At 73.4% G+C, this 24095-nt stretch carries 24 protein-coding genes; 11 read left to right on the top strand and 13 right to left on the bottom strand.

The annotated features are described in order from the left end of the window. Window positions 1-9: 9 nt before the first annotated feature. From ACFWIA_RS23620 to ACFWIA_RS23650, 7 genes are all read right to left on the bottom strand, one after another. A complete protein-coding gene (locus ACFWIA_RS23620; protein ID WP_387008206.1) occupies window positions 10-1539 on the bottom strand; it encodes a PTS transporter subunit EIIC in 1530 nt (509 codons plus the stop codon). Window positions 1540-1602: 63 nt separating this feature from the next. Continuing rightward, window positions 1603-2562, bottom strand: coding sequence for an N-acetylmuramic acid 6-phosphate etherase (gene murQ, locus ACFWIA_RS23625; RefSeq protein WP_387008208.1), 960 nt, complete (start codon window positions 2560-2562; stop codon window positions 1603-1605). 101 nt (window positions 2563-2663) lie between these two features. Continuing rightward, window positions 2664-3584 (bottom strand): MurR/RpiR family transcriptional regulator, encoded by a 921-nt coding sequence (locus ACFWIA_RS23630; RefSeq protein ID WP_387008210.1) that lies wholly within the window; start codon window positions 3582-3584, stop codon window positions 2664-2666. Window positions 3585-3687: 103 nt separating this feature from the next. Then, on the bottom strand, window positions 3688-4680 hold the full coding sequence (locus ACFWIA_RS23635; protein WP_387008212.1) for a helix-turn-helix domain-containing protein: 993 nt from the start codon (window positions 4678-4680) through the stop codon (window positions 3688-3690). A gap of 149 nt (window positions 4681-4829) precedes the next feature. Continuing rightward, window positions 4830-5096 carry a DUF4031 domain-containing protein gene (locus ACFWIA_RS23640; protein WP_387008214.1) on the bottom strand — a complete coding sequence of 89 codons (267 nt, stop codon included), beginning with the start codon at window positions 5094-5096 and terminating at the stop codon, window positions 4830-4832. Beyond that, a complete protein-coding gene (locus ACFWIA_RS23645; protein WP_387008216.1) occupies window positions 5093-5491 on the bottom strand; it encodes a hypothetical protein in 399 nt (132 codons plus the stop codon). Before ACFWIA_RS23645 ends, ACFWIA_RS23640 begins: the two co-directional genes overlap by 4 nt. A gap of 74 nt (window positions 5492-5565) precedes the next feature. Continuing rightward, the gene (locus tag ACFWIA_RS23650; protein WP_387008218.1) at window positions 5566-6183 is read right to left on the bottom strand and encodes a TetR/AcrR family transcriptional regulator; all 618 of its coding nucleotides are present in this window, start codon (window positions 6181-6183) and stop codon (window positions 5566-5568) included. Window positions 6184-6279: 96 nt separating this feature from the next. Between ACFWIA_RS23650 and ACFWIA_RS23655 the strand changes: the two genes are divergently transcribed. The 4 genes from ACFWIA_RS23655 (at window position 6280) to ACFWIA_RS23670 (ending at window position 9721) form a co-directional block, all read left to right on the top strand. Then, a complete protein-coding gene (locus ACFWIA_RS23655) occupies window positions 6280-7053 on the top strand; it encodes an SDR family oxidoreductase (protein ID WP_387008220.1) in 774 nt (257 codons plus the stop codon). 94 nt (window positions 7054-7147) lie between these two features. Continuing rightward, a complete protein-coding gene (locus ACFWIA_RS23660) occupies window positions 7148-7897 on the top strand; it encodes an ATP-binding cassette domain-containing protein (RefSeq protein WP_387008222.1) in 750 nt (249 codons plus the stop codon). Then, window positions 7894-9126 carry a hypothetical protein gene (locus tag ACFWIA_RS23665; protein WP_387008224.1) on the top strand — a complete coding sequence of 411 codons (1233 nt, stop codon included), beginning with the start codon at window positions 7894-7896 and terminating at the stop codon, window positions 9124-9126. Before ACFWIA_RS23660 ends, ACFWIA_RS23665 begins: the two co-directional genes overlap by 4 nt. 7 nt (window positions 9127-9133) lie before the next feature. Beyond that, the gene (locus ACFWIA_RS23670; RefSeq protein ID WP_387008226.1) at window positions 9134-9721 is read left to right on the top strand and encodes a hypothetical protein; all 588 of its coding nucleotides are present in this window, start codon (window positions 9134-9136) and stop codon (window positions 9719-9721) included. Window positions 9722-9780: 59 nt separating this feature from the next. Here ACFWIA_RS23670 and ACFWIA_RS23675 read toward each other — a convergent pair whose 3' ends face one another. After that, window positions 9781-10467 (bottom strand): TetR family transcriptional regulator, encoded by a 687-nt coding sequence (locus ACFWIA_RS23675; protein ID WP_387008228.1) that lies wholly within the window; start codon window positions 10465-10467, stop codon window positions 9781-9783. 158 nt (window positions 10468-10625) lie between these two features. Between ACFWIA_RS23675 and ACFWIA_RS23680 the strand changes: the two genes are divergently transcribed. After that, window positions 10626-11873, top strand: a complete 1248-nt coding sequence (locus tag ACFWIA_RS23680; RefSeq protein ID WP_387008230.1) for an MFS transporter — start codon at window positions 10626-10628, stop codon at window positions 11871-11873. Between the two features lie 23 nt (window positions 11874-11896). Here the strand turns inward: ACFWIA_RS23680 and ACFWIA_RS23685 are convergent, their stop codons facing one another. Next, complete coding sequence (locus ACFWIA_RS23685) at window positions 11897-13135, bottom strand: Cmx/CmrA family chloramphenicol efflux MFS transporter (RefSeq protein ID WP_387008299.1); 1239 nt, start codon at window positions 13133-13135, stop codon at window positions 11897-11899. Window positions 13136-13508: 373 nt separating this feature from the next. Then, window positions 13509-14234 (bottom strand): hypothetical protein, encoded by a 726-nt coding sequence (locus ACFWIA_RS23690; protein WP_387008232.1) that lies wholly within the window; start codon window positions 14232-14234, stop codon window positions 13509-13511. A 430-nt stretch (window positions 14235-14664) separates the two neighbouring features. Here ACFWIA_RS23690 and ACFWIA_RS23695 point away from each other — a divergent pair, with 430 nt between their 5' ends. Beyond that, window positions 14665-15363 carry a copper homeostasis protein CutC gene (locus tag ACFWIA_RS23695; protein WP_387008234.1) on the top strand — a complete coding sequence of 233 codons (699 nt, stop codon included), beginning with the start codon at window positions 14665-14667 and terminating at the stop codon, window positions 15361-15363. A gap of 69 nt (window positions 15364-15432) precedes the next feature. Here the strand turns inward: ACFWIA_RS23695 and ACFWIA_RS23700 are convergent, their stop codons facing one another. Continuing rightward, entirely contained in the window at window positions 15433-17610 is a 2178-nt protein-coding gene (locus tag ACFWIA_RS23700; RefSeq protein WP_387008301.1) for a HelD family protein, read from the bottom strand. Window positions 17611-17994: 384 nt separating this feature from the next. Here ACFWIA_RS23700 and ACFWIA_RS23705 point away from each other — a divergent pair, with 384 nt between their 5' ends. The 3 genes from ACFWIA_RS23705 to ACFWIA_RS23715 all read left to right on the top strand — a co-directional run bounded on the left by ACFWIA_RS23705 (window position 17995) and on the right by ACFWIA_RS23715 (window position 19799). Then, on the top strand, window positions 17995-18504 hold the full coding sequence (locus ACFWIA_RS23705; protein ID WP_387008236.1) for an SRPBCC family protein: 510 nt from the start codon (window positions 17995-17997) through the stop codon (window positions 18502-18504). A 104-nt stretch (window positions 18505-18608) separates the two neighbouring features. Further along, entirely contained in the window at window positions 18609-18827 is a 219-nt protein-coding gene (locus ACFWIA_RS23710; protein WP_387008238.1) for a hypothetical protein, read from the top strand. Window positions 18828-19100: 273 nt separating this feature from the next. Next, window positions 19101-19799, top strand: coding sequence for a hypothetical protein (locus tag ACFWIA_RS23715; protein ID WP_387008240.1), 699 nt, complete (start codon window positions 19101-19103; stop codon window positions 19797-19799). 69 nt (window positions 19800-19868) lie between these two features. Here ACFWIA_RS23715 and ACFWIA_RS23720 read toward each other — a convergent pair whose 3' ends face one another. Both ACFWIA_RS23720 and ACFWIA_RS23725 read right to left on the bottom strand, forming a co-directional pair. Further along, window positions 19869-20135, bottom strand: a complete 267-nt coding sequence (locus tag ACFWIA_RS23720; RefSeq protein WP_387008242.1) for a hypothetical protein — start codon at window positions 20133-20135, stop codon at window positions 19869-19871. A gap of 73 nt (window positions 20136-20208) precedes the next feature. Continuing rightward, on the bottom strand, window positions 20209-21864 hold the full coding sequence (locus tag ACFWIA_RS23725; RefSeq protein WP_387008244.1) for a DNA repair helicase XPB: 1656 nt from the start codon (window positions 21862-21864) through the stop codon (window positions 20209-20211). A gap of 239 nt (window positions 21865-22103) precedes the next feature. Between ACFWIA_RS23725 and ACFWIA_RS23730 the strand changes: the two genes are divergently transcribed. Next, window positions 22104-23432 carry an ATP/GTP-binding protein gene (locus tag ACFWIA_RS23730; RefSeq protein ID WP_387008246.1) on the top strand — a complete coding sequence of 443 codons (1329 nt, stop codon included), beginning with the start codon at window positions 22104-22106 and terminating at the stop codon, window positions 23430-23432. Beyond that, a complete protein-coding gene (locus tag ACFWIA_RS23735; RefSeq protein WP_387008248.1) occupies window positions 23432-24085 on the top strand; it encodes an RloB family protein in 654 nt (217 codons plus the stop codon). Before ACFWIA_RS23730 ends, ACFWIA_RS23735 begins: the two co-directional genes overlap by 1 nt. Window positions 24086-24095 lie beyond the last annotated feature (10 nt).

Raw genomic sequence — 24095 nt, forward strand, 5'->3', positions numbered from 1 at the left:
CCGTGGGGGTCAGGCGGGGGCGGGTTCGCGTTGCGCGTCCGGGCCATCGGTGTGGGGGTCGGACCCGGGATCGGTGTCCGGCCGGGTGTCCTGCTCGGCGTTCAGTTCGACGAGGGCCTGGCGGGTGAAGCCGAAGAAGTACGTGACGAGGAACCCGGCCACGTACCCGACGAGCAGCCCGCCCCCGTACACGGCGACCGCCGCGGCGAACCCGCGGTCGCCCTGGACCAGGGGGAACAGGGCCCAGCCGGACGGGCCGATCGCGGTGGAGCCGACCTGTGTGCCCAGCATCGAGAACAGTCCGACGAACGCCCCGCCCGCCGCGCCGCCCGCGCACGCCGTGACGAACGGGCGCCCCAGCGGCAGCGACACCCCGTAGATCAGCGGCTCGCCGACGCCCACCAGGCCGGCGGGCAACGCGGATCGGATGGTGGCCCGGATGGTCCGATTGCCGCGCAGCCGGACGAACACCGCGACCGCCGCGCCCACTTGGCCGGCGCCCGCCATCGCGAGGACCGGCAGCAGCACCGTGTAGCCCTGCTGTTCGATCAGGGTGGTGTGCAGGGGGATCAGTGCCTGGTGCAGGCCCAGCATGACCAGGGGGAGGAACAGTCCGCCGAGCACCAGTCCGGCGAGCACGCCCGTGTGGACGAGCAGCCAGTTCGCGCCGAGCCCGATGGCCCGCGCGGCCTCCCCGGCCGCGTACATCAGTCCGTACACCGTCACCAGCCCGGTCAGCAGCAGGGTGAGCGTCGGGGTGACGATGACGTCGACGGTCTCCGGGACCCAGCGGCGGCACCACTTCTCGATCGCGGTGGCGAGCAGGGCCGCCCCCAGCGCGCCGAGCACGCCGCCCTGGCCCGGGGCGAGCGGGTGCCCGAAGGCGCTGATCGCGGTGACGCCGGGGAAGACGACGACCGCGGCGGCGGCCCCGCCGATGACGGGCGTCCCGCCGAACTCCTGCGCGGTGTTGATGCCGACGAACACCGCGAGCAGCGCCATGAAGCCCGAGGCCAGCGCGCCGAGTACGGGGGTCAGCCAGGGCAGCAGGCCCGCGTTGACGAGCAGCCCGTTCAGTCCGGCGATGATGCCGCAGCCGATGAGTGCCGGGATCAGCGGGACGAACACGGCCGCGATCCGGCGCAGCAGCAGCTTGCCCGGGGTCGCGTTGCGTCGTTTCCGTTCGGCGCGCAGGGCGGTCCCCCGGGCGGCCAGCGCGTCGGCGGTGAGGACGGCCGGGCCCGGGGCGGGTGCCTGGGCGCGCAGGTCCTCGAAGGCGCGGGTCACGCGCGCGGCCCGGCCGGGTCCCAGCACGATCTGGTACGTGTCGCCGTCCTCGACGACGCCGAGGACGGCCGGGTGGGCGCGGACCTCGGCGTCGCGGACGGCGGCGCGGTCCGTGAGGGCGAGGCGCAGCCGGGTCATGCAGTGGGCGGCCGAGGTGACGTTGCCGGGGCCGCCGACGAGGGCGAGCAGGTCCCGGGCGGTCGCCCGGTGCGGGTCGTCCGACCGGTCCGGTCGGTGTGGTCGGTCAGGCATCGGGGGCCTCGCTGTCGGGTGGGGGGTGGGGTTCCTCCGACGGGGCGGGACCGGGCGGTGGGCTCAGCCCGCTGCCGCCAGGGCTTCGCGCAGGTGGCCGTCGGCGGTGGTGAGGAGCCGGTCCGCGGTCGGGGCGTCCACGTCGGAGAGGATGATCAGGATGGCGTTCTTGACCTCGCCGCCCGCTGCACTCAGGGCGCCTTCGACGGTGGCGTCGTCGGCGCCGGTGGCGAGGCTGACGATCCGGTGCGAACGGGCGTGCAGCTTCTCGTTGGAGGCGCGGACGTCGACCATGAGGTTCCCGTACGTCTTGCCGAGCCGGATCATGGTGATCGTCGAGATCATGTTGAGGACGAGCTTCTGTGCGGTGCCCGACTTGAGGCGGGTCGAACCGGTGAGGAACTCCGGGCCCACGACGACCTCGATGCCGTGGTCCGCGGCGGCGGCCAGCGCGCTGCCGGCGTTGCACGACAGGCCGACGGTCAACGCCCCGTAGTGCTTGCGGGCGTGCGCGACCGCGCCGACCGCGTACGGGGTGCGGCCCGAGGCGGAGATCCCGACCACCGCGTCGTCCGGGGTGAGGCCCAGTGCGTCCAGGTCGGCGGCGGCGAGTTCGCGGGAGTCCTCGGCCCCCTCGGCGGCCGAGGACATCGCGGCGGGGCCGCCCGCTATCAGCCCGACGACCTGGCCGGGCGCGGTGTTGAAGGTGGGCGGGCACTCGCTGGCGTCCAGCACGCCGAGCCGTCCCGCGGTGCCGGCGCCCGCGTACACGAGTCGACCGCCGCGGGCCATGCGCTCGGCGATGCCGTCCACGGCGGCGGCGACGAGGGGCAACCGCTCGGCGACGGCGGCGGCCACCAGGCTGTCCTCGGCGTTCATCAGCCGGGCGATCTCCAGGGTGGGCAGCAGGTCCACGTCGGCGAGTTCCGGGCGGAACGTCTCGGTGGTGAGGGTGGCGAGTTGGGCCCGCAGCGCGCCGCCGGCGGGGGTGTCGTCGGGGGTGCGGGTGGTGGGTGAGGGCATGGCGGGACTCTTTCCGGGGTGTCGGGAGAGAGGAGGGTGACGGGAGAGAGGAGGGTGACGGGTACGGGGGACGCCTGGGACGGGGCCGGGGCGGCGGGTCGTCAGCGGTTCGAGGTGCGGGTGGGGCGGCGGTGCGCGAGGGCCTCGTAGGTGGCGGCGAGTGCGGGTCCCGCCCGGTCGTAGGTGCGTTGCGCGACGCCGATGAACAGGCAGTCCACGACGAGGAGTTGACTGGTACGGGAGGACATCGCGGCCGGGCGCAGTTCGCTTTCGCGGGCCGCTGAGGTGGTGAGCACGTGATCGGCGTACTGGGTGACGTGGCCGTCCGGGCGGCCGGTCATCGCGATGGTCGTGGCCCCGTGCTCGAAGGCGACGCGCAGCGGTTCGATCACGTCGAACGTGGAGCCGGAGTCGGTGATCGCGATGGCCACGTCCCCGGGGCGCAGCTGGACCGCGTTGGTGACGGCGAGGTGGGGGTCGTGGTGCGCGTGCGCGATGAGGCCGATCCGCAGCAGCTTCTGTGCGAGGTCCTGGCCGACGAGACCGGAGGCGCCGATGCCGTAGACGTCGACCCGGCCCGCGCCCGCGAGGGCGGTGACGGCGGCACCGAGCTGGTGGACGTCGAGGGTGGCGGCGGTGTCGGCGAGGGTCTGACGTTCGTCGTGCGCGAGCTTCGCGACCACGTCGGCGAGGGGGTCGTCGACGCTGATCGTGGCGGTGACCGCCGGGGCGCGCCCCGATTCCTGGTGGGCGGCGAGTCCGGCGAGGGCGAGGCGCAGGTCGCGGTAGCCCGGGTAGCCCAGCAGGCGGGCCGTCCGGACCACGGTGGCCTCACTGGTGCCGGTGTGCTCGGCGAGTCCGGTGACCGTGAGCCCGGCGCAGCCCGCGGGGTCCGCGGCGACCGCTTCGGCGACCCGCTGCATGGAGCGGGTCATGGTGGGGGCGAGGGTGCGGACCCGGGCGGCGAGGGCCGCCGGAGGCGTGGGGGAGGCGGGGGAAAGGGCTTCGGAAGTTTCCTTCACTATGTCCGTCACTCTTGAAAGATATTTTCATACCGGGGGGTCGTCAAGACGGTGCGCGCCGAACCGGTGACGTTCCGTCGCCCGCCGGGCCGCCCGGTCGGCCCTACGGGGCGTCCCCGGCCGGGGGCCGGTGGCTCTCGCGGTGCTCGCGGGGGCTGACCCCGTACCGGGCGCGGAACGCCCGGCTGAACGCCCCCGCGCTGGTGAACCCCCACCGCGTGGCGACGGCACCGATGCCGGGTGCGGGACCGCCCGCGATCAGCTCGGCGTGACAGCGTTCCAGCCGGCGGCGACGGATCAGGGCGGCCACGCCCTCCCCGCGCTCCTCGAACATCAGGTACAGGCTGCGCAGCGACAGTCCGTGCGCGGCGGCCACCGTCACCGGGTTGAGCCGGGGGTCGCCGAGGTTGAGGTCGATGTAGGCGTCCACGCGTCGCAACACGCTCCGGGCCCGGACGGTCCGCCCGGGCGGGGCGGCGCCGTCGAGGTGGTGGGCGAGGAACGCGGCGGCCAGGTCCAGCGCGGCGCCCCCCAGGTGGTCCAGGTCGGAAGGGGTGCACGAACCGCTCTCCGCGGCGGCGCTGGACAGGTAGTCGCCCAGGACGCGCCCCAGTCCCGTGTCGCCGGGGAGCCGCTGCCCGAGGAGCCGGTCCAACCGGTCCTGGGCGAGCGGCACCTCGTGGCGCGGTAACTGGAGGATCGTGACCCGGGTCGGACGGTCCGCCCGGGCGACGGTCTCGTACCGGAACGGGTGCGAGGTGTCGAACAGCACCCAGTCCCCGCGGCTCAGCGTGGTGCCGTGGCCGTCGGACCCGTCCATGACCATCTGCATCGAGCCGTCGCCCACCAGGGCCAGGTGGTACGACTCGGGGTCGGAGCGGCGGATGAGGGTCGGGGTGCGGTGCGAGCGCAGCGACGAGTAGCGGAAGGCGGCCAGGCGCACCGGGCCGAGGGCGGTCTGCGTCGCACGGGCAGCGAACCGTTCCGGTGCGTCGACCGTGATCCGCATCGGGGCGACGTCCCGGGCGATGGCGTCCCGGAACAGTTCGACGCGTTCCTTCCCCGTCATCGCCCCGGTGGACAGTGCGGACCGCATGCCCGCGCCCCCTTCTCGCCTTCCTCGCCGTTCGGCACCCGAACGTTCCGAACGTTCCGAACGACCTTAGGGCCCGTGCCCGGCCACCGGTAGACGTTGACGGGTTCGGGGTCGGAGTCCTCGTCGGGTGCGGGCGCGCCGGGCCCCGTTCAGTCGCGCCGGTGCTTGGGGCGGCGCAGGCCGGCCGCGGTGAGCCGGTGGACCAGTTCCTTGGAACCGATCTCCACCGCGCCCGCGTGGACGGCGTCCGGGTAGCGGTACGAGGGCAGGTCGTAGTGGTCGCGTTCGAAAGCGCGCGGCGGGACGCCGATTTGCGCGGCGAAGGCGTGCAGCTCCTCGAACGACACGTCGCTGACCAGGTGCGACCAGAGGCGCCCGTGGCCCGGCCAGGTCGGCGGGTCGATGTACAGGGTCATGGAGCGGCCGGCCCGGGGAGCCGTCCCAGCGAGCCGACCGGGGCGACCGCCACGCCCGCCTTGCCGCACACCCAGTGCGGGTCGGTGCCCAGCTCGGGTTCCACGTCGAGGGCGTGCGGGTCGCCGGAGCCGCAGACCGGGCACAGCGGCCAGCGCCCGTACCGTTCGAGCAGCGCGTCCTGCACGTCCTGGGCGACCAGCCCGGTCACGTACGCGGCGCCCTCCGGCCACTGCTCGGCCCACCAGCGGCGGTGCGTCACGGCGTCCTCCACCAGCGACACCACGTCCGCGTCGGCGACGTCCCCCGCGACGAGGTCCGCCATCACCAGCGCCCGCGCCGCGTGCAGCGCCTGTTCGATTCCGGACACGTTTCCCACAGGGCCATTGTGCGCCATGGCGCGCCCTCGCCGAGGGTGCGCCTTCGTTGAGGGGTACGCCTTCGCCGCGGGGTGCGGCGGAGGTGGGGTGCTCAGGGGCGGGGGCCGGGCCAGGCGGCGAGCGCCAGTTCGGCGGTCTCGGTCAGCTCGGCCGCGGTGGCCCCGTCGCGGGAGCGCTGCGACATGCCCTGGATGATCGCGGCGAAGTACCGGGACAGGGCGCCGGGGCTGGCGTCCGGGGGAAGCTCGCCGTCCTGCTGCGCCTGGCGCAGTCGGTCCTCGAAGACGGCCAGGTTCGCGTTGCGCAGGGTGCGCAGGAACGTCTCGACCTCGGCGTCCTGCGGGGTGACGTTGGTGGCCGCGCTGATCGTCAGACAGCCGGCCGGGTGCGAGGGGTCGCTGTAGAGCACCGCGGCCTCGCGCAGGACCCGGGCGAACGCGCCGTACGCGGTGGGCTCCTCCTCCAGAGCGACGCCCATGAACGCGCCGACGGGGGAGCGGCCGTACGTGCGCACGACCTCCTCGAACAGGGACCGCTTGTCGCCGAAGGCCGCGTACAGACTGCCCGGCCTGATGTCCATGACCTCGGTCAGCTTCCCGATGCAGGTGCCCGCGTAGCCGCGCTCCCAGAACATCCGGGCGGCTGCCGTCAGTGCCTCGTCCCGGTCGAACCCTCGTGGTCGTCCCCGTCTGACCTTCGTCTCGCTCATGGCCACATTTTAGAGCGTCCGCTCAACAAGCGTGCTACGTTCGTTCCCGTTCATTCTTGAGCGAGCACTCAACAATCATTGGGGTGGGGAACAACCATGTCGGCAAAGGCACTTGAGGGAAAGATCGCACTCGTCACCGGTGGCAGCCGGGGCATCGGCCGGGCCATCGCCGAACGCCTCGGCCGGGAGGGCGCCCTCGTCGCCGTCGGCTACGCCCGCGAGGAGGGCGCGGCCGACGAGGTCGTCGCCCGCATCGAGGAGGGCGGCGGCAGGGCCTTCGCCCTGCCGGCGGCGCTGGGACGGCACGGGGACGCGGCGGCGCTGTGGGCCTCCTTCGATGCGCGGGTGAGTGCGTACGCACCCGACGGGGGCGTCGACATCATCGTCAACAACGCGGGCATCGTGCACTGGACCACCGACGAGTCCGCGCTGACCGAGGAGCAGTTCGACGAGCTCTTCGCCATCAACGTCCGCGCCCCCTACTTCATCGTGCAGGAGGCGGCCGGACGGCTGCGCGACCAGGGGCGCATCATCAACATCTCCAGTGGCCTCGCCCGGGTCGCCTCGCCGGAGATCAAGGGGTACGGCGCCACCAAGGGCGCCCTGGACACCCTCACCCTCAACCTCGCCAAGGAGTTGGGCCCGCGGGGCATCACGGTGAACTCGGTGGCCCCGGGAGTCATCGAAACGGACATCAACGCGGAGTGGCTGGCCAGCCCGGACGTCGAGAAGTACGCCGTCGGGATATCCGCGCTGGGTCGGATCGGGCGGCCGGACGACGTGTCCGGCGTGGTGGCCTTCCTCGCCTCGGACGACGCGCGCTGGGTGACCGGTCGGGTGGTCGACGTCACGGGGGGCTCCGGGCTGTAGCGGGCGCGGGTGCGCGCCGGTCCCGGGGTGGTGGCGGCCGGATTCGGATATCCGCCGGTCGCCTCGGGGCCGGGAGGCGTTAGGTTGCGCGTCCATGCCCCTGCACTACCGTTCCTGCTCCTTCCGCTACCGCCGCGCGCGCCGAGCCGTCCTCGACGGGCTCGACCTGGCCTTCCCGGCGGGGAACACCGTGCTGCTCGGTCCCAACGGGGCGGGAAAGAGCACCCTGATGGCGATCGGGGCGAGCGCGCTGACCCCCCGCGCCGGGGAAGTGTCGTTCGGCGAGCTGCGGCCCGCGCGCCGGGCCGATGTGCGCGCGTACCGGCGTGCGGTCTCCTGGCTGCCGCAGCGCGCCGCGTTCCTGTCGGGGATGACCTGCCACGAACACGTCGCCTACGTCGGCTGGTTGAAGGGGATGGGGGAGCGACAGGCGTGGCGGGCGGCACCGGCCGCGATCGCACGCGTGGGCCTGACGGAGAAGGCCACGGACAAGGTCGACACGCTGTCCGGAGGCCAGCGTCAGCGACTGGCCATCGCCCAAGCACTCGTGCACGGCGCGGAGTTGCTGCTCCTGGACGAGCCGACAGCGGGCCTCGACCCGAGACAGCGCCGTCGCTTCCTCGATCTGCTGGTGGAACTCCGGGGCAGCGTCAACGTGATCGTTTCCACCCACGACATCGCCGACCTGGACCAGGCGTTCGACGAGGTCGTGGTCCTGGAGGACGGCCGGCCGCGGTTCCAGGGCGGGGTGGCGCGGTTCGAGGACCACGCCGAGGCGGGGTGCCTTCCCGGGCGCCGGCTGGAGAGCGCGTACTCCGTGCTCCTGGACGGGGCCGAAGCATGATCTTTTTGGCCAACCTGCGGGCCTCCTCCGCCCCTTGGCTCCTCGTCCCCGGCTTGCTCGGCCTGGGCCTGTACGTGGACGGCGACACGTTCGGGGAGGCGCAGGGCTATGCCGTCGGAGCCGGTGAACTCGCCGCGAGGGGCATCGTGGCGATCGCCCCCGTGGTGGCGGGGGCCGCGGCCTGGGAGGCCGGTCGGCACCGGCGCCTGAGTGACCTCCACGCGGTGAGCGTGCGCGGGACGGTCCGCCGGTGGTTCCGCGCGGTCGCTCCGGTGCTAGTCCTTCAAGCCCTCCTCGTCGTTGCGGCTGTTGTGCTGGCCCGATCGTTCACGGGAGTGTGGCCTGGTGCCCAGGGGTGGTGGGCGGTCCTGCACCTGCTCGTCCTCCCCGCGGAGTGGTTGGTCATCGGCTGGGCGTTGGGGTTGCTGTGCCCGCGGGCAATCGCCGCGCCGTTGGCCGCGGCCGTGCCCTGGGTGGCGCTGGCTGCGACCCATGCGTTGAGCGCTCCTTTCTCACGCCACCTGGGCGGCTTCATCGTCGAGGGCTCGACCCTGACCGATGTGCTGGACCCGCTCGTCTTCCTCGTCCCCTGGCTGGTCACCGCCGTCCTCGCGGTGGCCGTGGCGCTGCTGACCGGTGCGCGCCGCAGGCCGTGGCTGCCTGTCGTCAGCGTGGCGCTGGCCGTGGGCGCGCTGGTCGCCGGGCGCGCCGTGGTTGCGGACTGGGGGCACAGTCCGCTGCGGGAGCCCCGAGCCGGACACACGGTGTGCGAGGGCGCCGCCCCCGTGATCTGCCTGCCCGAGGAGTACGCGGGACACCTGGACGAGGTGCGTCGCTCGGCGCTGCCGCGGCTCGACGCACTGCGCGAGGCCGGTCTGCCGGCGCCCGAGAAGATCGCCATGGTTTCCCGTGACCTCAAGCCGGTGGCCGGAACTTGGCCGCTGTCCTGGTCGCCGGACCTGCCCCCTGAGGAGTTCGACGTCGTCCTCGCCCGCGCGGCCGTGGGTGGTACGGCGGCGCGGCACGGCATACGGGACTGCGGTTGGTCGTCGTTGGCGGACGTGTGGGCGATGGCCGCGATGGGAGTACCGGAAGCAACGGTCCGCAACGCCCTCCTCGACGAGGGCCGGGCCGAGCTCCGCCGGGTCCGTGCGCTGCCCGCCGGTCAGCAGGTCGACTGGTTCACCAAGACCGTCCGGGAACAGCGGCACTGCGTCGTGGGCTCGTGATCTCGTGATGAGGATCTACTTCTCGGTGGTGCGGCGCTGGTGGGTCGCCCCGGTGGCGCTGGCCCTGACCGTGCTGGTGTGTTGGACGAGCGGCGGGACCGAACTCCCCGTGCCGTCGTTCCTGGGCGGGACGGCCGGGGTCAAACTGCGCTACTTCGCACCTTTGTTGGTCGTGATGGCGGTCCTGTCCTGCCTGGACCGGCGGCTCGGAGAGGTCGAGGACACCGCGGTCGCACCGGTGGTCCTGAGGGACCATGCGACGGTGACGGGCGTGGTGCTCCTGGCCCATGGGGTCGGGCCCTGGGTGGGCATGGACGTGCCCCGCAACGTGATGTTGCTGCTGGCGGTGGCCCTGGCCGCGCGGCGGTTCATGAACACCGCGGCGGCCGGCGCGGTGTGCCTGGGGACGCTGGCCGTCACCCTGACGATGGGGCGGGCGCAGGGGGCCTCGGGCCGTGTGGTCGCCCTGGACTGGGCGTTGGTGCTCCACCCGGCGGGGAGTGCGGGGGCGTGGGTGGCGTCCGCGGGCCTCTTCGCCCTGGCCCTGGCGGTGTCCTCCGGCGCGGGCCGCTCCCGCCCCGGGAGGCGACGGTGACGCGCAGGGGGTAGCCCCGGCCGCGCCGCGCGGTCGCCCCCGGATTGCGTGGCGGCTGCTCAGCGAGGGTGCGCGGGCAGGGCGAGGCTTTCCGGTACGGCCGCGCAGGCGTCCCGGAGCGCGTCGGCGAGCCCGTCGGGGCCGGCGGCGGTCGAAGGGTCGGCTACCCAGCGCTCCAGGGCCCGGTGGAAGGCCGTCCCCAGCAGGTCGACGGCCAGTCGTGGACGCAGGGCGTACGGGTCCGGCGGCCCGCCCAGGTCGAACCTGCGCTGCATGACGGCGACGATGACCGCATTGGTCCGGTTGCAGAAGGCCAGGCCGTGCGCCTCCATCGACGGTGTCCGCGCCGTCAACCTGCGGCTGAGCCGCAGGCGTTCGGCCCAGCCGTCCGCGCCCATGCGGTCGAGCGCCGCGAGCAGCACGCCCTCCAACAGTGCGAAGGCCGGGCCGCCCGTGGGCTCCACGTCCTCCAGCTCCTCCAGGAAGGCGGCCCACAGGTCGTGGAGGGGCGCCAGCGCCGCGTCCTCCTTGCTGTCGAAGGTGCGGAAGAACGTGCGCTTCGAGACGTCGACGGCATCGCACAACGCATCCAACGTGACGTTCTCGAAGCCGCGCTCCGTGAAGAGTTCCAGCGCCGTGTCGACGAGCGCCTGTCGCGTCCGCAGCTTCTTGCGCTCCCGCAGCGGCAGTTGAGCAGGGGTGGAGTGCTCACGGGTCACGACGGCTCCGCCCTGGGGGTCCTCCATGGGGAGAAGTGTAGCTCGGAGGCCAAGGCCCCTTGATGGCTTATGCCACTCAGTGGCACCATGCCGGGTGGCAGTGCGAGCGCGTGCGGTCGCCGTGCACCGAGCGGCATGACTGCGCGACGCCGGCGGCGATGGTGTCCAGTGAGTGAGGCGTATCCGTGGTTCACGAAGAAGTGGCGACGTCGACCCCGCGCGGTTCGGGCTGGCTCGTCGGCCTGTTGTTGACGACGTTCGTCATCGGCACCGATGACTTCATCATCGCCGGGGTCCTGCCGGCGATCTCCAGGGACCTGGAGGTGAGCGAGGGCGCCGCGGGCCAGTTGGTGACGGTGTTCTCGCTCACCTACGCCGTTGCCTGCCCGATCCTCGCGGTGGCCACCGCACGCGTGCCGCGCAAGGCACTGATCGTGGGCGGACTCGCGGTGTTCGCGGCGGTCAACTTCGGCACGGCGTTGGCGAACTCCTTCGGGGCGCTGATGGCCCTTCGGGTGGTGGCGGCGCTGGTGGCTGCCGCGCTCTCACCGGCGGCCTTCGCGGTCGCGGGCCGACTGGCCCCGCCGGAGCGCACCGGCAGGGCGATCGGCACCGTGGCCGCGGGCCTGACCGTGTCGCTGGTGGTCGGCGTGCCCTTCGGCTCGTGGCTGAGCGGTGTGGCGGGATGGGAGGCCACCTTCGTGGCGGTGGGGGCGTTCACCTGTCTGGCGGTCGGGGTGACGGCGCTGACGCTGCCCCGGATGCCGCAGGCCCGGGTGGTCACCGTGGCCGAGCGGATGCGTCTGCTGCGGCGGCCCCCGGTGCTGCTGTGCGTGCTCGGCACGATGCTCGCCGCCACCGGCGGGTTGATGCCCTACATCTACCTGGCCCCCGTCACCCACGACCTCACCGGCATCGACGGCCGGTACGTGGGCGTCTTCATCGCGATCGTGGGCGTCTCGGGCGCGCTGGGCACCGTGTGGGGCGGACGGTTGACCGACCGGTGGGGCGTGGACCGCACCCTGTTGGCCGCGTTCGGCGGCGTGGCGGTGGCAGCCCTGGTGCTGCTGGCGGTCGGTGGCATCGGACGGGGCGCGGCACCGGTGTGGCTGGTCTGCCTCGCGTTGGTGCTGTGGGGGGTGCCCGGGTGGGCCAACAACCCCCCGATGAACGCCCGCGCCCTGCACGCGGGCGGCGACGCCGCCACCGAGGCGCTGGCGCTGAACACCAGCGGACTCTACGCGGGCATCGCCCTGGCCGGCGCTCTCGGCGGCGGCACGGTCAACGCCTTCGGCGGCACCGGCGTCCTGGTGGTCGCCTGCCTCGCGGGGCTGATCACCGTCCTCGTCATGGCGCTGTCCGTGCGCCGCTACCCGTCCCCCGGGCGCCCGTCCCGGACCGACACCGCACCCGAGAAGGCCGCCGCGCCGTGATCCCGGGCTGCCCCCGGGCGCGTTCAGCCGGTGGACGTGCCCGGGGCGCACCGGACCGGGGGCTCCGGGTCCAGGGAGACCGCGGGGACGCCGCCGGCGACGACCCGGGACGCCGCGCCCCGGCGGTGCAGCCGCAGCGACACCCCGACCAGCGCGATCGCGCCGAGCAGCATCGCGGCGCCCGCCCAGGAAGTCGCCTGGTAGCCCCAGCCGGCGTCGATGACCGTGCCGCCGAGCCAGGGGCCGCCCGTGTTGCCGATGTTGAACGCGGCGGTGGTCGTGGCCCCGGCGAGCGTCGGCGCGGCACCGGCCACGTTGAACATGCGGGCGTTCAGCGCGGGGGCCGTGTAGAACGCCGACACGCCGAGGAGGAAGGACAGGGCGATCGCGGCGCCCGGCCAGCCCGCGAGCAGGGCCAGGGCCGCCAGCAAGACCGTGGAGGCGGCGGTGCCGGAGAGCAGGACGCCGAACAGGTGGGCGTCGGCGAACCGGCCGCCCAGCCAGGTGCCGATCAACGCGCCGAGCCCGAACAGGCCGAGGACGGTGGGCACCCATCCCTCGGACAGGCCGGCCACGTCGGTCAGCAGCGGGGCGAGGTAGCTGAAGGTGCAGAAGACGCCGCCCGCGGCGAGCGCGGTGACCGCCACGGCCAGCCACACCTGGCGGTCGCGGTAGATGCGCAGCTCGCGGCGGAGCTTCGGGGCCTCGGCGGGCACCGGGATGCGCGGGATCAGGGTCAGCACGCCGACCAGGGCCAGCGCGGAGGCGGCGCCGACCGCCCAGAACGCGGACCGCCAGCCCAGGTGCTCGCCGAGGAACGCGCCGGCCGGCACGCCGAGGACGTTGGCGATCGACAGTCCGCCGAGCATCACGGCCAGGGCCCGGGCCCGGGCGGTGATCGGCACCATCGCGATGGCCACGGACGCGCCCAGCGCCCAGAACCCGGCGCACGCCAGGGCGCTCACCACCCGGGACGCGAACAGCACCTCGTAGTTCGGGGCGAGGGCGCCGGCCACCTGACCGAGGCCGAACGTCGTCAGCAGGGCCAGCAGCGTCGCCTTGCGCGGCAGCCGCAGGGTGGCGATCGCGAGCAGCGGCGCGCCCACCACCATGCCGACGGCGAAGGCCGAGATCAGCAGCCCGGCCTGCGGGATCGTGACGTCCATGTCGCGGGCGATGGGCGGCAGCAGCCCCGACAGCATGAATTCGCTGGTGCCCAGGGCGAAGACGGACAGCCCGAGGATGTAGACGGCCAGCGGCATCCGCTGCGGTGCTCCGGGTTTCCCCGCGGGGTCGGTGGCGGGCGGCGCCGCGGTGCGGTCCGGGGCAGCGGGTATCGGCTCAGGCATGTGAAGCGACAACGGGGGCGGAGTACGGGGCATTCCCGAATCCGAGGACGTTTTCGTCACGTTCACGCCGCGTACACGTACGGCGCGAGCGGCGCCGTACGCGAAGGGGCCGGACGGCACGCGCTCGGCACGGGCCCGGCCCGATCAGCGCGCCACGCACGTGACCACGCCCTGGGCCGAGCCGACCCGGTGCGCCGCCGGGACGATTGCGTAGACGCCCCGGCCCGGGCGGTGGTGCGGGACACCTCGGCGAGCCGCAGCCGGGCGGTGGACGGCGCCGGAACGATCACTCCGCGAGCCCCGCAGGTCCCGTGCACCCCGCAGGTCCCGTGCGCCCCGCGGGTCCCGTCAGCTCCGCCAGCTCCGCGGTCAGATTGGCACGGGCGGCGGCCTCCCAGCGGAGCGCTCCGTACGGGGTGCGGAACAGCCGGGGCAGGGCCAGCAGGTGCCGCAGGACGTCCGCGCGGCCGGTGCGGAAGGCGTCGGCGGGCACGAACGCGTACTCCGTGCGCACGGCGGCGGCATAGACGGCGTACTCCTCCGCCGTGCCCGCGAGCACCGCGAGGTCGGCATCGCACAGGACCGCCCCGTTGCGGTCGCCCTCGGGCGCGTCGTGCCCCGTGGTCAGCCGCACCAGCCGGGCCACCTCGGCGACCGCCGGCGCGGCGAGCCCGAGACCGGTCAGCGCCCGCTCGGCCAGCCGTGCGCTGCGCTCCTCGTTCTCGGACCGATCGGGCCGGTACACCGCGTCGTGGAACCAGGCGGCGAGCCGCACCAGTGCCGGGTCGTCGGCGTGGTCCGCCAACACGTCCACCTGGTCGAGGACGGCGACCAGGTGCGCGGTGGTGTGGTACGCGCGCTGCTCCTCCCGCCACCGGCGCACCAGCTCCTCGCCGTACGCCGTGGTGTCGGGCCCCGTCGGACCCCCCGCTTCCCGTACGGCCTCGGCCCAGCGTGCCGGCAGCGTGCCCGGGCCGTCCCCCTCCGCGTCCGCCTTCACGTCAGCTCCCATGCCGTCATTGTCCCCGGGCCGCTCCGGAGAACCGCCACCCGCAGACCCGCCCCCCGCCGGGGTGCGCGGGCGGGGAGGGGGCAGGGGCGGGCCGGGCGGACCCCGGCCACAAGACCGTGCGCCCCGTTCCCGGGCCGCGGCGGGGCGTTCGGCGTCAGCGGACCCCTCTGACCGGCGGTTTCGTCCGCCGCCTAGGGTGGGGAAGCCGATCCGCGGGGCGGTTGCATTCAGCCATGCTGGCGTATTCCGGTGGGGTGATGGCTTCCGGTGCCTGTCGGTGAAAGCCCTTGCGGCGTACGCTGGCATTGGACTAGACCTGTCCCGCTACCCGTCAGTACGGAACCCGCGCACCCGTACCCGACAGCAGCGACCGGGTCCGCCGACCCAACCCCGGGAACCCCCGGGACCGACCACCGAGAGATGGGGTCCCATGAGCAAGCGTGCACTCCTGGAGGTGATCGCCCTCGATGCGAGGGACGCCATCGCCGCCCGAGCCGGAGGCGCGGACCGCCTGGAACTGGTCACCGACATGGCCGCGGACGGACTGACCCCGTCCCGCGAGACCTTCGCCGCGATCAGGGACGCCGTCGACATCCCGCTGCGGGTCATGCTGCGCCTCAGCGACGGGTTCGCCGCGGGCGACGCCCGTGGCGTCGAAGCCCTCGCCGAAGCCGCCCGCGGCCTGCGCGCGGAGGGCGCCGACGAGTTCGTCCTCGGCTTCCTCACCGACACCGACGAGGCCGACCTGTACGCCGTCGAGGCGCTCGCCGCGGAGCTGTCCGGCTGCCGCTGGACGTTCCACCGCGCCATCGACCGCGCCGCCGACCGGGACGCCCTGCGCAAGCAGCTCGCCGACCTGCCGGGCCTGGACACGTACCTCACCGCCGGTTCGGCCGCCGGCGTCGAGGACGGCCTGACCACCCTGCTCGCCGAAGCCGCGCGCAGCGGGGAACCCGGCTACGAGCAGCGCATCCTGGTCGGCGGCGGGCTCGGCCTCGCCCACGTCCCCGCACTGCGCGCCGGCGGCATCGACGCCTTCCACATCGGCGGCGCCTCCCGTCCCGACGGCTGGGCCGGACCCGTTTCGGCGGGCGCCGTCCGCCAGTGGCGGCTCGCCATCGACGGCTGACCGGTCGCCGCCCCGGACCCCGGGGCGGCCCCGCTCACCCCGCACGTCCGGGTGCCCGGACGTGCGGGCTCACCGCTCCGGGGCGTGCTCCAGGGCGGGCGGCAGCGGCTCCGCATGGACGACCGCCAGCCCCGACACCGCCCGGGTCAGCGCCACGTACAGCCGCCTCAGGCCCGTCCGGACGTCCGGCTCGCCCGCGACCACCGCACCCGGCTCGTCCAGCACCACGTGGTCGTACTCCAGGCCCTTGGCCAGGGACGCCGGGACCAGCGTGAGCCGGACGTCCGCACGGGTCTCCTCACCCGGCGCGAGGTACGGCGTCCCCGCCGCGTCCAGCGCAGCGGCCAGCACCCCCACCCGGGCGTCCGCCACGACGAGGCCCACCGACCCCTCGTGCCCCAGCGCCCGCCCGGTCGCCGCCAGCACCGCACCCGTCAACTCCTCCACCGCCACCCGGCGCACCACCAGCGACCCCGGCGACTCCCGCACCGAGTCCACCGCCGCCAGACCCGGCGCGATCTCCGGCAGCAGCCGCGACGCGTACCCGATCACCTCGCGCGGCACCCGGAAGCCCGCCGTCAGCTCCTCCACCACCGCGTCCTGTTTGCCCAGGTGCCGCAGCGCCTCGGCCCAGTCGCGGGTCGCCCACGGCGTGGTCCCCTGGGCCAGGTCGCCGAGCACCGTCGCCGACCCCGTCGAACAGCGCCGCCCCACCGCCCGGTACTGCATCGGGGACAGGTCCTGCGCCTCGTCCAGCACCACGTGGCCCAGCGACCCGGTCCGCTCGACCAGGTCCCGCACCTCGTCCACCAGCACCGCGTCCGCCGCCGACCACTTGGCGCTCCGCACCCCGCGCGGGGCCCGCGCCCAGCGCACCGCCCGCTGCTCCTCCTCGTCCAGTAGGCCCGCCGCGTGCTCGGCCAGGAACTCCCCGTCGGACAGCAACCGCAGCACCAGGGCGGCCGGATCGACCGCCGGCCACAGCTCCTTGACCGCCGCCCGCACCGCCCGGTCCCGGGCCACCGCGTCCTGCACCCGGTCGTCCGGGGCCTCGCCGCCCTGCTCCATCCGCACCAGCACGGCGTGCGCGATCCGCTGCGGCAACGCCTCCCTGGCCGCCCCGTACCGCAGCCCGCGCCCCCGCAACTCCGAGACCAGCTCGGCCAGTTCGTACGCCGGGATGCGCCAGCGCCGGGAGCCGCGGGTCACCACCACCGGCTCGACGGGCACCCCCACGTGCGCGTACAGGGCCCGCCGCAGCACCTGGGCCATCCGCGCGTCGCCCTTCACCAGTGCGGCGGCCGGCGCGTCCGTCCCGCGCACCTCCACGTGCCCGACCAGCTCGTCGACCGTCGCCTGCCGCACCTGCACCTCGCCGAGCGCGGGCAACACCTGTTCGATGTACCGCAGGAACGACCGGTTCGGCCCGATCACCAGCGCACCGGTCCTGGCCAGCCGCTCCCGGTGCGCGTACAGCAGGTACGCCACCCGGTGCAGGCCCACCGCGGTCTTCCCGGTGCCCGGCCCGCCCTGCACGCACACCGAGTCGGCCAGCTCACCGCGGACGATCTCGTCCTGCTCCGGCTGGATCGTCGCCACGATGTCCCGCATCGGCCCGACGCGGGGCCGCTCGATCTCCCGCTGCAACAGTGCGCTGGTCCGGGCCGCGTCCTCGGTGGGGTCCGACAGCCGCTCGTCCTCGTACGCCGTGAGGTCCCCGCCCGTGTACCCGAACCTGCGGCGCAGCTCGACGTCGAGGGGGCGGGTGCGCGAGGCCCGGTAGAACGCCTGCGCGACCGGGGCCCGCCAGTCGATCACCAGGGGGTCGCCCTCGGCGTCGTGCACGTGCCGCCGCCCGATGTAGAACCGTTCACCCGCGGCGCCCGCGCCCGGCCCGTCACCGGGTGCGTGCAGGAAGTCGAGCCGTCCGAAGAACAGCGGGGTGTGTGCGTGGTCGGCGAGGGCCTTGATCCGCAGGTCCATCTGGTGCTGGAGGACCTCCTTGTTGACCCAGTTCGCGGTGACGTCCCGCAGGTCGAGCGATTCGACCTCGTCCCGCATCGTGCGCAGCGCCGCCCGGGACCCGGCGAGGTGGGCCCGCTCCCGGGCGAGCGGACCGTCCGTCGAGCCGTCGACCGCTGCGTCGGACGCCCCCTCGGGGTGCGCAAGGGGCGCGGGCTCGACGCCCGGCCCGGAGTCGCCGGCCGGTACGGAATCGCTGGCCGGTACGGGCTCGACGCCCGGCACGGAACCGCTGGGCGGAACGGAGTCGCCGGCCGGTACGGAGTCGCCGGGCGGGACGGGATCGGTGGGCGTGCGGGACACGGGGGCGGCCTTCCGGGCGGGTGCGAACGGGCTGGGGGCCGTCCGGTTTCCGGCCGGGCGGCGGCACTCCGCGCGGGAGGCGGGCAAGAGCGGAGATCCTAGGCGAGGGCCCCCGCCGCGCGCCAACGGATTTCCCGGCAAACCCGTCACCGGTGGTTACGCTTTCGGGACGGACGCGGTGGCCGAAGCGGAAGCCGACCCTCCCCGCCCCCACCGCTGGGCGCGCCGGCCGACCGGACCGCCCGGGTCCGCGCCCCCGCCGACGGCACGGGCCGCCCGAGGTCACGAACCCACGGAGGACACCGCATGACACCGCAGCCCACCGGACGGCTCCTGGCCACCGCCGAGGGCACCGACCTGGTCCTCACCCGCACCTTCCGCGCACCCGTCGCGGACGTCTGGGCCAGCGTGACCGAGCCCGAGCGGACCGTCCGCTGGTTCGGCGCCTGGGAGGGCCACGGGGCCCCGGGCCGCACGGTGCACGTCCGGATGGCCTTCGAGGAGGGCCGACCGCGGGCCAGCGTCCGCATCGACACCTGCGAACCACCCCGGCGCCTCGCCGTGACCACCCAGGACAGCTTCGGCTCCTGGCGGCTGGAGGTGCAGCTCACCGAGTCCGGGGACGGCACCGAGCTGCGACTGGTCCACCACCTCGCCGGCACCGAAGGGCTCGGTGAGGTCGGGCCCGGCTGGGAGTACTACCTGGATCTGCTCGTCGCCTCCCGCCAGGACGGCGAGACTCCCCGGTTCGACGCGTACTACCCCGCGATGAAGGAGTACTTCGAGAGGCTGACGCCCCTCCCCCCTGAGGCGTAGGGGACCGTGTGGGGGGTGCCATGGGACCTGGGGAGGAGCGGGCCGGCCACCGGTTCCGCCCTCAGACAGATGCCCCCGAGGTGCGGAAAACCGACACTGGAGGTATGAGCAGCGCAACGATCACCCCAGGCCCCGTCCACTCCGCCGGCCGTGGCCCCGCCGGCCTCTCCGGCGCCACGGCCGCCACCGGTGAGCACCGTGCCCACCGCGTCGGCGACGCCCTGCGCGCACTGAAGGTCTTCGTCTCGACGGCGTTCGGCGTCGCCGTGCTCGGCGAGTACGCCCAGGAGGCGGGCGTCCGCGCCCGGGGCACCCACCTCTGAGCCCCCGCATTTCCTCTGACGTGGCGTGATTACGCCGTTCCAAGCCGTGACGCCTCATGGGTTCCGGTCACCAGTCGAGTAATTCAAGCCAAGATCACCAAGGGTGTCCGTTTACTCGTTGAAGTGATCGCCCCGGCCGGTGAAGATCAACCCCGTTCCGCCCGGGACACGGCCCGACCTGCGGCTTCACTCCGGGACGAACCGCGCGTCCCGATCGGTCGCGTGCCAGGACGAACCGGGGGAGCACCCTTGCGCATGTCGGGGAACCGCGCCATGAGCGCGCGGAACGTGGTCATACGTCGGATGACGGTCGGAGCGGCCGGAATGGCCCTCGTGGTCGGCGGCACCGTGGGCACCACCACGGCGTGGGCCGCCGGGGGCGAGCAGGTCCCGGTCGAGCAGGTGCTCCCGGGTGAGGAGGCGCTCCCGGGTGAGGAGGCGCTGCCCGGTGAGGAGGGCGAGCTGATCGACGTCGGCGTCGTCGACACCGCGCCGCCCGCGAACCCGGCCCCGTTCCCGGGCGGGCTGCCCGCCGAGGGGACCGCGTCCACCCTGGAGTACGTGGAGCCCTCCGGGGCCCCGGCCGGACACCCGGCGTTCGGCGTGGCCAGCGTCAGGACCGCGTGGTGCAAGGGCACCGCCGACACCCCGCACTGGTCGCGGGGCGGCGGCAGCGTGATCTACAAGACGCGGATCGAGTGCATCGGCAACATCCCCAGCGTGCAGGTGAAGGTCAACGGCACCCTGGTGCACATCGCCGGCGGCGGGCCGAACGTCGCGGCGACCTCGTCCCAGACGCAGACCATCAGCACGCTCAACGGCAAGAAGACGTACTACACCCCCGTGCCCTCGGGCCGGAAGGTCCGGTACTCCGGCAAGTTCCAGGGCAGCTCGACGTTCAAGATCGTCTCGCCGCGCCAGGGCAGCACGGGCAATGCGTCCAGCCAGGTCAAGCAGGTCAACGTCCCGTAGCGGACCCGCTCACCGGCCCGTGCGCGGCCGGGCCGGTGAGCTGACGCGCCACGGGCGTACGGGGTGTGGTCAGTCGGCCAGCGGGTCGCCCGCCGCGCCGCTCAGCCGCACCAGCCCGGGCCCCTCGGCGCCCTCGACCGCCAGGTACACGGTGTGGGTCCAGCCGCGTTCCGCTGCGTGCGCGGCAGCCCAGGTCAGGACCTCCTCCACGTCCCGGTCGCCCAGCACCTCGTACTCCTCGGACGCGCCGGCGGACCGGTCCCAGAAGTACACGCGGTAGCGGCCGTGGTCCTGTTCCCACACGGTGTCACGGGGGTCGACGCTGCGGATGTCCATGATCGAATCCTAGGCCGAACCCCGGCCCGCCCCTCCGGCCCGCCCCCAGGGGCCGACCCGGGCGGGCCGCCGCTCAGGCCCCGGAAGGGTCCTCGCCGAGCAACTCGTGCGCGTCCGCGATCCGGTACGCGTAACCCTGCTCGGCCAGGAACCGCTGGCGGTGCGCCGCGAAGTCCTGGTCGATGGTGTCCCGGGCCACGACCGAGTAGAAACGGGCCTCGTGCCCGTCCGCCTTCGGACGCAGCACCCGACCCAGCCGCTGGGCCTCCTCCTGGCGCGACCCGAACGTCCCCGACACCTGGATGGCGACCGTCGCCTCCGGCAGGTCGATCGAGAAGTTCGCGACCTTCGACACCACCAGCACCGAGATCTCCCCCGCGCGGAACGCGTCGAACAGCTTCTCGCGCTGCGCGTTCGAGGTCTCCCCCTTGATCACCGGCGCGTCCAGGTGCGCCCCCAGCTCGTCCAACTGGTCGATGTACTGCCCGATGACGAGCGTCTGCTCGCCCCGGTGCCGACGCACCAGCGCCTCCGTCACCCGCCGCTTGGTCGCGGTCGTCGCACAGAAGCGGTACTTCTCCTCCGGCTCGGCCGTCGCGTACGCCAGCCGCTCCGACTCGGTGAGGCTGACCCGCACCTCCACGCAGTCCGCCGGCGCGATGTACCCCTGCGCCTCGATCTCCTTCCACGGCGCGTCGAACCGCTTGGGCCCGATCAGCGAGAAGACGTCCGACTCGCGCCCGTCCTCCCGGACCAGCGTCGCGGTCAGCCCGAGGCGGCGGCGGGCCTGGAGGTCGGCGGTGAACTTGAAGACCGGCGCGGGCAGCAGGTGCACCTCGTCGTACACGATCAGGCCCCAGTCCCGGGAGTCGAACAGCTCCAGGTGCGGGTACACGCCCTTCCGCCGGGTGGTGAGCACCTGGTAGGTGGCGATCGTGACGGGCCGGATCTCCTTCCTCGTCCCGCTGTACTCGCCGATCTCCTCCTCGGTGAGCGAGGTCCGGCGGACCAGTTCGTGCTTCCACTGGCGCGCGGAGACCGTGTTGGTCACCAGGATCAGCGTGGTCGCCTTCGCCTGGGCCATCGCCCCCGCTCCGACCAGCGTCTTCCCCGCCCCGCAGGGCAGCACGACGACCCCGGACCCGCCGTGCCAGAACCCCTCCACGGCCTGCTTCTGGTACGGGCGCAGCGCCCAGCCGTCCTCGGCCAGCTCGATCGGGTGGGCCTCCCCGTCGACGTACCCGGCGAGGTCCTCGGCGGGCCAGCCGAGCTTGAGCAGCGTCTGCTTGATCTGGCCGCGCTCCGAGGGGTGCACGGCGACGGTGTCCGCGTCGATCCGGACGCCCACCAGCGGGGCGATCCGCTTCGACCGCAGGACCTCCTCCAGCACCGGCCGGTCGGTGGTCGACAGGACCAGCCCGTGCGCCGGGTGCTTGGCCAGCGTCAGCCGCCCGTACCGGTCCATCGTCTCGGCGATGTCCACGAGCAGGGCGTGCGGCACGGGGTAGCGGCTGTACTCCACCAGCGCGTCGACGACCTGCTCGGCGTCGTGCCCGGCGGCCCGGGCGTTCCACAGGCCGAGCGGGGTGATCCGGTAGGTGTGGATGTGCTCGGGCGCCCGCTCCAGCTCGGCGAACGGTGCGATGGCCCGGCGGCAGGCGTCGGCCAGGTCGTGATCGACCTCCAGGAGGAGGGTCTTGTCCGACTGGACGATGAGAGGTCCGTTCACGCGCGTCCCTTCCTGCGGATGCCCCGGTCGGGCGACCAAACCTCCAGTTTGCCGCATCGGCCCACGAAGCGGTGGGGACCGGCCGCCGGGTGACGTGTTCGCGACGGTCCGGGCACGGGGGCCGGGGTCCGGGGTGGGTCGAAAGGGTCCTTCCACGTGCGGGTGAACGCTCTAGCTGTTGCGTCAAAGGGCTTGTATCGTCAATTTCTGCCGTGCAAAGCCTGTGGAAGACATTCTCGGTGCTTGAGGAGGTTGCCGTGCTGCTGAGGTTCCAGGTGACCAACCACGCGTCCCTGCGAGACGAGCAGGAACTGTCACTGATCGCTTCGGACCGTCACCCCGAACGGGCCGAGCGTGCACTCGCGAACGGCGAGCACCGCGTCGTACCCGTGGCGGCGGTGTACGGGACCAACGCTTCCGGCAAGTCCAACGTGATCGACGCGATCGGCTGGGCGCGCACCGCGGTCCTGTCCTCGTTCCGCCACTGGGACCCGGCGGGCGGGGTGCCCAGACGCCCCTTCGCCCTGCGTCGGGACGCCGGCTCCTGGCCCACGTCGTTCTGCGTGGACTTCGCACTGGAGGGGGTGCGCCACGAGTTCGGCTTCACCGTCGACGACGACCGGGTCACCGAGGAATGGCTCTCCTACTACCCGGAGCGCAAGGCCAACCGGCTGTACGAACGGGAGGGCGACACGGTCAGGTTCGGTCGGTCCCTGACCGGCCGGAAGAAGATCATCTCCGAGCTGCTCCGCCCGAACAGCCTCTACCTCTCCGTTGCTGCTGCGCAGGGCCACCCCCAGCTCAGCGAGGTGTTCCGCTGGTTCCGCTCGGGACTGCGGATGGCCACCGACGACAACTTCAGGACGCGGCTCGACAACACCGTGCGGCTGCTGTTCGACGATGACGGGAACCACGGAGAACCCCGACCGGCCCCCGTCCTGGAACTGCTCGGCTATGCCGACCTGGGAGTCTCCGGCCTGAAGGTCGAGGAACCGGACGAAGCGGTCATGGACGAGTACCGCAAGCTGACGCGCGTGGTGCGGGACGTGCTCGGGGACAAGGTGCGGGTCGAGAGCCCCGGGCTCCGTTCGGTGCGCGTCGAGCACCGGACGGGGGAGGGCGTCTTCCCCCTCGACCTGGCCGAGGAGTCGAGCGGCACCCGCTCCTGGATCGGCCTCATGGGCCCGGTGCTCACCACCCTGGCGCGGGGCAGCGTGTTGTGCGTGGACGAACTCGACGCCCGCCTCCACCCCTACCTGGTCGACGCGCTCGTCGGCATGTTCCAGTCGGCGGAGACCAACCAGTCGGGCGCCCAACTGCTCTTCAGCACTCATGAAGCGTCCCTGCTCGGCAAGAACGTCCGGACCGAGCTGCACCGGGACCAGGTGTGGTTCACCGAGAAGGACCCGGCGACCCTGGCGACCCGACTCTTCCCGATGACGGAGTTCCACGTCCGGGACTCCGTCGAGAACCTGGAGAAGCGTTACCTGGCGGGCCGCTACGGAGCGGTCCCGCACCTGGACGACGACGTACTGCGCGGCATTTCCGCGGCGGTGGGAGGAACCTAGTGGCACGCCGGGGGAAGCCGCTGACCAGGTCGGGCAGTTCACGGCCGGAACAGCGGAGGTTTCTGATCTACTGCGAGGGCGAGCGGACGGAGAAGGAGTACTTCAACGGACTCCGGCGGGAACTCAAGGCGCTCCCCGTCACGATCTGCATCGGTGGCACTCACGGGGAGCCGAAGTCCCTGGTCCTGGCGGCGGTCCGACACAAGGAACGGGCCGCACGGAGCGCCGCGGATCGGTACACGGCTTACGACGAGGTGTGGTGCGTCGTCGACGTCGAGGCCCCCCGTCAGCACCCCTCCCTCGACGAAGCTCTCGCCCTGGCCAGGCAGAGCCGGATCAAGGTCGCCCTCACCAACCCGTGTTTCGAACTGTGGCTGCTGCTGCACTTCGCGGACGTCTCCGCGTACCGCACCTCGGCCGAGGTGCAGCGCGCCGCGGAGAAGGGATTGGCCTGCGGCTACACGGTCGAGAAGAAGCAGGTGGACTACGAACGGCTGTGCGGGCCGCAGGGCCACAACTACACCAGGGCGAGAACGCGGGCCCGGGCCATGCGCGCCGGGAACCCGGACGGCCGACGAGTCAACCCGTGGACCGACGTGGACGAACTCGTCGAGCTCCTGCGCCGGGCCCGTGCTCGACCCGGAAACCGTTGACCGAGCACCC

It is taken from the genome of Streptomyces sp. NPDC127068, assembly GCF_042724695.1.
In the GTDB taxonomy this organism is placed as follows: Bacteria; Actinomycetota; Actinomycetes; order Streptomycetales; family Streptomycetaceae; genus Streptomyces.